The sequence below is a fragment of the Sphingomonas bacterium genome, assembly GCF_903643065.1.
GTDB lineage: Bacteria > Pseudomonadota > Alphaproteobacteria > Sphingomonadales > Sphingomonadaceae > Sphingomonas.
In genome coordinates, this window is the sequence record NZ_CAHJWX010000093.1 from 1 (window position 1) to 7031 (window position 7031).

Consider the following 7031-nt stretch of genomic DNA (forward strand, 5'->3'; position numbering starts at 1 on the left):
CGCGCCGCGACCTCGCGCGGCGGACGGCCGGCGCACAACGTGCGCCAGGCGCGATCGGCGGTGCCGCGCATCACAGGCCCGCCAACCGCACGTTGCGCTGCTTCGCCGCGTCGCGCAGCAGCTCCAGCGTCAAGCCGCCACCGGCCATCAGCGCTACCTCCAGCGTCATCGTCACCTCGCGCAGCGCGCCAAGCAGGTTGCCGATACGGGTCAGGAAGGCGCGCTGGCGCTCGTCGGCGATGCCCCATGCCGCGAACAGCGCGTCCAGGTCGCCGGGCATCGGGCCCATCTGGACGAGCGGGAGCGAGATGCGGCTGCTGACCTGCGCGAGCGCGCTGCGCTTGCTGTCCAGCTGCCCCACAACCTTCTCATTGCCGAGCAGCGCCACGCCGACACCGGTGGCATCGTGCCAGCTGCGCAGCTCGTTCAGCGCCTTGTCGGTCAGCTCCTGCGCCTCGTCCACGACGATCAGCCCGCGTCGGCCCGCAACCTTCGCCTTGATCTGACGCGACAGCTGCTGCGGGCTGCCCTTGATCTCGCCGAGCCCGATCGCGGCGGCGACCTCGATCGCCATGGTCGCGACGCCGGCGGTCGACGGCGCCATCGTCGCCAGCCACACGTTCGGGTCGCGCGCGGCGAAGCGGCGCACGGTCTTCGTCTTGCCGACGCCGGGCGTGCTGACGATCAGCACCATCTTGCCCGACTGCGCCCATTGCAGCAGCTGCCAAAGCCGCGTCGCGGTCGGCGTGTCGTACCATTCGGGCACCTGCGGCGCGTCCATCGCGATCTCGGCTTGGACGCTGAGCCGGTCGCGATAGGCGAGCACCTTGACCGCCACGGGATCGTTGCGGCCCTCGTATTTGCCCGACGTGAACAGCGACAGCGTCGACTGCGCCACGTCCGTGAAGCCGGCGAGGTCCGCCCAGCTATGCCCCGTGTCCGCCTTGTGGGCGCTCAGCCACGTCCGGGCCTCGACCTCGACCGGGCTGTTTTCCGATGCCAATTCCATGATAGTGCTTCCTTGCTTCCGTTGGAGCGGGCGGCCGCGCCGTTCGGGACTGCCATCCCGGCGCGGCCGTTCTTCGGGTCAGGCGGTCGCCCGCGTGCCGGTGACGATGAACGCGATGTCGAACCCGGCCCTCGCCATGATCGCCAGCTCGCCCGCGCGGGGATCGAGCGTCGTCCAGTCGATCTCCGACGCGTATTGGTAGGACGTGAGGCAAGCCGCCAGGCCGACCCGCGAGCAGGCGAGCCGCTGGCGCTCGACCTCGATCCGGCCGGGGATGCTGTCGTTGCTCGGCGCTTGTTCCTTGACGTGTAGTTCCATGGCGTCGTGATCCTGCTGTTGTTGGTCGGGTTGTTCAGTCGACCGGCCGCAACCGGGCGAGCCCGGCGGTGAAGCGGTCGATGAAGGCGGGTTGCGCGGGCGCGGCGACGGCCTGCTCGGAGGGCTTGAGCGCGGCGGCGGTGTTGCCGCGATGGCGGACGGGCCGGATCACGCCGGCGTCGGGCGGCGGGCGTCGGCGCGCCCGCGTAGATCGCGGCGAGCTGGTCAATGCGCAGCAGGTTCGCCGCCGCCTTTTCCTCCCGGACCTTGCGATCGTGATCCTTCTCCAGCTTGCGGCGCCTGACGGCGCTCGCCTGGTCGAAGAAGCCGTTTGCCGACCACACAGGAACAGCCCCGAAGTATTCGCCAGTCTGGAGATAGACGTGAACGTCGGCGTGAAGGTTTTCCGGGTCGAAGCGTAGCGTGACGACTTTCCCTGCCATGTCCGGCATGGCCGCCGACCAATAGACGTTGCCCGCCAAAGTGATGGCGCCCGTGTCTTTATTGCAACGGCGGTCGATCGCCTCCAGCAGCGCCCGGCGCAGCTGCTCGGGCCGCGCCCGGCCGATCGGCGACACCTCGTAGGACGCCGCGAACGCCGCGTCGAAGCTCCCGCCCTTCGCCATCTCCGTCCGCCGGCCCTCGCGCGCGTTGTGGGCGGCGATGCGGCGCGCGACGTGCGCCCGAAACTCGGCGATCGGGATGGCCCGCTCGCGATAGTTCTCGGGCTTCGCGTCCGGGCGGTTGCCCGTATAGGCGCCCGCCACCGCCGGATGCTTGGCGATGTCCTCGCACAGGTCGCGCCACGCGCGCTCGATCGGCTTGGACGAGCCGCGATAGGGCAGCGTCCAATGCACCTGCACGCCGAGCGCGGTCAGGACGCCGGTCGCGTCGGTGTCCTCCACCTTGAACCGGAACCGGGTCAGCGCGCCGCCGGTCAGCGCCTTGCTCGCGAACGCCCGGCCATTGTCCATCACCGCGTGCGGCGGGATGCCATGGTCGCGGAACAAGTCAGCGAAGGCGAGCCGGGTCAGCAACGTGCTTTCCGTTTCGCCGATCCGATGCGCCAGCAGCTTGCGGAACGCCACGTCCTGGATGCCGACCATCACCGGCCGCCCGATCCGCCCGTCCTCCCACTGGACGAACACGTCGAAGGTATGGCCGTCGACGTTGACCGCCTCCATCGCGTGAAGGTCGGCGACGCTGCGCAGCTGCGGGGGCACCGATCGGCGCGACCGTTCCTTGCCGTCGCGCTCGGACCGCTTGAGCGATACGCTGATCTCCGCGTCCAGCCGCCGCTTGAGCGTGCGCGCGTCGGGGAGCGCGATGCCGTTCGGCCGGGCATAGTCCTCGACCAGGCGGTTGTAGCAGGCCGCGAACGCCGGCTTCTCGGCGCGCAGATAGTCGGTTTTCAGGAGGCGCAGCGCCTCCGCGTCGATCGCAACCGCCTTGCCGCCGCCGCGATAGCGCGGCGCCAGGCGCGGGAGCCGGTCGACGGGCGCGACGTCCCGAACCTCTTTGAACCAGCTAGCTATAGCTCGCTCGGACACGTTCCGGCGATCCGCGACAATCACGATAGCCTTGGACTTCGTTACCCCGGCCGCTGAAAGCGTTTCCACCTCGCTGAGGATGGCGAGCCGTTCCTCTGCTCGCGCTTTCGTCGCTGCCGATTGGGTCTCAAATGCCGCCCATGTCTCACCGGTCGCGTCGGTCGCGTCGGTCGCATCATTGGCCGGGGCTGGTGCGGCGCGTCCATCGCTACGTCGCGCGCTTAATCGCGCTTGGGCTGCTACAGGCAGGAGACTGACGTGATACTCGGTTCCGCCGCCCCTAGACTTGCGAGCCCGGACTAGCTTTGCCCCGTCAGGGGCGACCCGCTCCGCCCAACACTCCACCACCGCAAGGTCACGGACCCTGCGAGCGTCAACAGGCAGACCCGGCAAGCCGAGCTGCGCGATCTCCGCAGCAGAATACCACCAAGAGACGGCGGTATTCGTCACCCGCGCCGGCTCCAGTACTCGTCCCAGGACTCGTGAGTTTCGAGGTCATACTCCGGGATATCGAAACCCCGCATCTGTAGGACCTTGCCTACATAGTCGGCCTCATCTTCAGTGATCTGGCCAAGTACCCATTCTAGCAGACAATGGCGATCGTCCTCGTCAATGGCTGACCATACGCCGTCGTACATGTAGTCGGCGGCCAACATTCTGATCAGCGCCTGCGGCACGTTTATGCCGAGAGAGCATCTGTTGGCGATGTGCTCAGCCCGTTGGTAAATCGCACTAGGCGATAGTGATGCCGTCACCGATGATGCTCCTTTCTTTGAAGATTTTGATCAAGGCGAGAGCGTCAGTTGGGATCATCACCCTCGCAAGCTCGCAGTAAGTGGCTTGGCGCCGAGGTGCCGACATCATGGCGATAGCCCCGATGACGGTGGCATCGGGTCGCGTAGGATCGACGCGGTTGCCGGTGCTGCCCTCCAGCCCTGCTGCGACCATTACGGCTTGCATGTTCGGCCAATCAGGTCGCGACAGGATCAGCTCCGCGACGCGGGCGCGGGTATCGGTAGCTAGGCTGGCGAGCTTCGCCATCGCCTTCACGCTCTCGCCGAGCGGATGCGCGTTCAATTGAGCAAAGAGCCTAGGCAACGCCACGACGATCGCCGCGTGGATTTTACGATAATCCCGGACGGCACGGCCTTTTAAGCCGCAAGCGGCTCCAGCAGCGTCGTCTACGGCGCGAACCTCGCCGACAGGCGTATGGGCATCCGCTGCCCATACGATCCAGCGCGACCTTACAGCAGCAGACTGCTGACTAGCAGGCCCGCTAGGGACGACTGTCGCGGCGGCCTCACGCCAGCGCTCCATGATGTGGCAGGCGCGCTCGATCGGGCGCAGCACGCGCCGGTCCAGGTTCTCGGCGATCTGGAGCCTGCGCAGCTCATCGGCGCCGCTGGCCGGGCCGGCTTTCTCGATCGTCTCGATCTCCGTCCAGCCGAGCGCGGCGGCGGCGCGCAGCCGATGCCGGCCGGCGATGACTGACCACTTCGCCTTGCTCGCATTGCCGTTCTGGCGAACCCAGATCGGCGACAGCAGCCCTTCCGCAGCCAGCCTCACCCGGAGACAGGCGATGGCGGCCTCATCGATCAGCCCGACATACTGATCGTCGGGAAGCTCGCCGATCGCCGCGATCGGTAGGAGGCGGGCGACTGGCGTCACGCGGCGGCGGCCTGCATCGCCTCGGCGAGCGCCGCCTTCACGGCGTCGGTAATGGGGAGATCGTCTTCGACAATCACCCCATCTTTCAAGCCAAGCGCGACGGCCACCTTGTGCGCGTCGCCTCGATTGCCTTTGAGGCGACCATAGAGGACGCCGCGCACTACCGCGCGAGCGACGCCAAGCTCTATCGCAACGTCCCCATGTGTCTTCCCAATACGGGACAGGGCCGACTGAACCGCTTCCACACCGTCGCGCTTTGCCATATCATACACCTACGCCGCACGTTTGTGCTATTTGTAACGAATGGACGTGCGGTACGCAATCGCGAAAGGGGAATGAAATTGTCGATTGGCGCACGACTGCGCGAAGAGCGGCTTCGGCTCGGGCTCAGCCAGGAGGCCTTCGCGAGCCTCGCCGGCCTTTCGAAACGCGTTCAGCTGAAATGGGAGAAAGACGAGTCGGCACCCTCAGCTCCAATCCTTCGCGCTTTCGCGGAAGCCGGAGCGGACGTGCTCTACATTCTCACCGGCCGGCGCACCGTGAACACGCCCTTCAACACCGCGTCGATGATCGAGGCTGAGCTTGCCACGGCTCGGGCGGAGATCGTGCATCCCCCACGGCATGCAGGCGAGACGGCCGAGCAGGCCGAGCGCCGTGTGCTGGACTGGCACGCCAATAGCTTGAGCACGATCCTCAAGTTCGATACGCGGATCGTGCCGGAGGGGCTGGCGGGTGACGTCGCGCAGCTGCTGGAAGTTATCACCGACCCGGAGCGTCGTGCCGCCTTCCGCGCTTCCTACGGTGCCGACCGTCGCGAACGCCGGCGTTCGATGAAGCGCGAGATCGCAATCCATCTCGCCGAAACACCACATGATGCCAGCGACACCGTCCGGACGATGCTCGCCGACATCGGCTTAGAGCATGGGGTCCCGATTAGCTCCCTGATCGAGCTGTTTCATGAGATTGCCGAAGAGGCGGAGGAGCGTTACAAGCCCGACCGGCGCCGTCCACTGGAGCCCGCTCGCTAGCGACGGCGCGCACGATCAGGTAGGGTGGCCACCATGCCGAAGCACGATCCCGACCCCGCCGATCGGCTCAATCACTTCGCAGGGAAATTGGGACTGCGCCTTGTTCAGCGCGCCACCGATGCGGAACGCGAGGTCGCGCTTGCAAAGCTGAACCGGCGTCGCTCGTCATCCCAATCCGATGATGAGCCGGGCTCCTCCGCTACCGTCGGCTAGCGAAGCTCGGGTCGAACAGGTATGCTCCCATGATGTCAACCGCCGACCCCGATCCCGCCGACCGTTTAGTACCCACCAGCGGCTGGACGATCCGCCGAGCCGCCGAGCCCGAAAGCTCAAACCGCCCTCTCACCCCAAGGGAGAATTGGCTGGAGCGCTTCGGATCGAGCAGCGCGGATGCGGTAAGGATTTTTAAACGCGCTGAGTTGGCCGCGAAAAAGCCGCCCACTTAATTTCCGCACAATGAGCGAATTGCCGGCGCTCGGCACGAAATTGTCCAGCAATCCTTGCAGCTTGGCACGTCCGCCCACTTCGCCGCCCGTTCCTCGCGCTAACCGCGACGCTGAAATAGGATCAACGCCTCGCCAAAGCACGCGGCGGTGCTCTCAAAAGCCCCTGAAGCGACGCTTTTCCGCCATTAAGAAGCCTTTCAAAGATGGTCGCTGAGCTTGTCACGCCCTCCGCGTTCGCCGCCCGGATCACCGCCGAAAGCGACGATCCGCCCATTTATGCAGACACAGCAGCCCGCACACCGCAAATCCGGGAAAAGCACGCGTTTCTGCGCCCTCCGTCCGCCAAGCCCCGCCAAAGTCCGGGCAATCCCGCTCAAAACAGACGATGCAAAACCTCGTGTCCACTTACAACAGGCACCGCATGAGGAGCCGTCGAGCCCACCCCCAACCCCCTCCCGCGAGCGGGAGGGGGCATCTAGGCGCCGAGCCGCTCACCGCTCCCCCACCTCGACCACCGCATTGGGCAGCTGCGCGCGCACCGCGGGCGAGTACATCGCCTCGACCCGGCTCGGCGGCAGGCTGAAGCGGCCGGCGCCGTTCAGCCGCAGCGTGTAGCTGGTGACGAAGCGGCCGGCGGGCACCCAGCTCCAATAGCCGCGCCACGCGTCCTTGCCACGCTCGACATAGGCGGGCTGCGCGCCAACATCGACCTCATAGGCCTTGCCGCCGATCAGCGCGCCGAAGCTGGAGCCGCCATGCTGCTCGCCCTGCTGGAGCAGCTTCGACTGGCCGCCGATGTCGCCCAGGATCGTCGCGCCCGCCGGGACGGGATCGGTGACGGCGACCCAGTTGCGCTCGGCCGAGGCGTCCACCGTCAGCGTCACGCGCAGCACGTCGCCGCGCGTCAGCTGGCCGGGGTGCCGCGCCTTGATGACCGACACGGCGCGCGTCAGCTTGTAGCCCGCGAACAGCGGCTGGCGTAGCGGCACGGCGGCGCGGACGGTGACGGTCG

8 protein-coding genes and 1 pseudogene are annotated in these 7031 nt (G+C 66.9%); 2 read left to right on the forward strand and 7 right to left on the reverse strand.

Features of this window, described 5'->3' with window-relative positions; all coding sequences use genetic code 11:
* Nucleotides 1-70: 70 nt before the first annotated feature.
* The 6 genes and pseudogenes from HUU95_RS04860 to HUU95_RS04880 form a co-directional block, all read right to left on the reverse strand.
* Complete coding sequence (locus tag HUU95_RS04860; RefSeq protein WP_174279080.1) at nt 71-1009, reverse strand: AAA family ATPase; 939 nt, start codon at nt 1007-1009, stop codon at nt 71-73.
* The gene (locus HUU95_RS04865; RefSeq protein ID WP_254602623.1) at nt 955-2901 is read right to left on the reverse strand and encodes a transposase domain-containing protein; all 1947 of its coding nucleotides are present in this window, start codon (nt 2899-2901) and stop codon (nt 955-957) included. The genes HUU95_RS04860 and HUU95_RS04865 overlap by 55 nt, the downstream gene beginning before the upstream one ends.
* A pseudogene (locus HUU95_RS14770) lies at nt 2902-3327 on the reverse strand (DNA-binding protein); the annotation flags it as partial.
* Nucleotides 3324-3554, reverse strand: a complete 231-nt coding sequence (locus tag HUU95_RS04870) for a hypothetical protein (protein ID WP_174279082.1) — start codon at nt 3552-3554, stop codon at nt 3324-3326. The gene HUU95_RS04870 and the pseudogene HUU95_RS14770, both read right to left, overlap by 4 nt.
* Nucleotides 3555-3609: 55 nt before the next feature.
* Nucleotides 3610-4545, reverse strand: a complete 936-nt coding sequence (locus tag HUU95_RS04875; RefSeq protein ID WP_174279083.1) for a ParB/RepB/Spo0J family partition protein — start codon at nt 4543-4545, stop codon at nt 3610-3612.
* Nucleotides 4542-4808, reverse strand: coding sequence for a hypothetical protein (locus tag HUU95_RS04880; RefSeq protein ID WP_174279084.1), 267 nt, complete (start codon nt 4806-4808; stop codon nt 4542-4544). Before HUU95_RS04880 ends, HUU95_RS04875 begins: the two co-directional genes overlap by 4 nt.
* Nucleotides 4809-4880: 72 nt before the next feature.
* Here HUU95_RS04880 and HUU95_RS04885 point away from each other — a divergent pair, with 72 nt between their 5' ends.
* Nucleotides 4881-5573, forward strand: coding sequence for a helix-turn-helix domain-containing protein (locus HUU95_RS04885; protein ID WP_217429774.1), 693 nt, complete (start codon nt 4881-4883; stop codon nt 5571-5573).
* A 33-nt stretch (nt 5574-5606) separates the two neighbouring features.
* Nucleotides 5607-5786, forward strand: coding sequence for a hypothetical protein (locus HUU95_RS04890; RefSeq protein WP_174279085.1), 180 nt, complete (start codon nt 5607-5609; stop codon nt 5784-5786).
* Between the two features lie 724 nt (nt 5787-6510).
* On the opposite strand, the gene HUU95_RS04895 is transcribed toward HUU95_RS04890, so the two are convergent.
* Nucleotides 6511-7031: hypothetical protein (locus HUU95_RS04895; RefSeq protein WP_174279086.1), on the reverse strand; the 521-nt coding region annotated here is incomplete at its 5' end.

Bases quoted from the DNA above. Each gene is read 5' to 3' on its own strand.
- HUU95_RS04860 (WP_174279080.1), bottom strand. From the start codon at position 1,009: ATGGAATTGGCATCGGAAAACAGCCCGGTCGAGGTCGAGGCCCGGACG.
- HUU95_RS04880 (WP_174279084.1), bottom strand. From the start codon at position 4,808: ATGGCAAAGCGCGACGGTGTGGAAGCGGTTCAGTCGGCCCTGTCCCGT.
- HUU95_RS04885 (WP_217429774.1), top strand. From the start codon at position 4,881: ATGAAATTGTCGATTGGCGCACGACTGCGCGAAGAGCGGCTTCGGCTC.
- HUU95_RS04890 (WP_174279085.1), top strand. From the start codon at position 5,607: ATGCCGAAGCACGATCCCGACCCCGCCGATCGGCTCAATCACTTCGCA.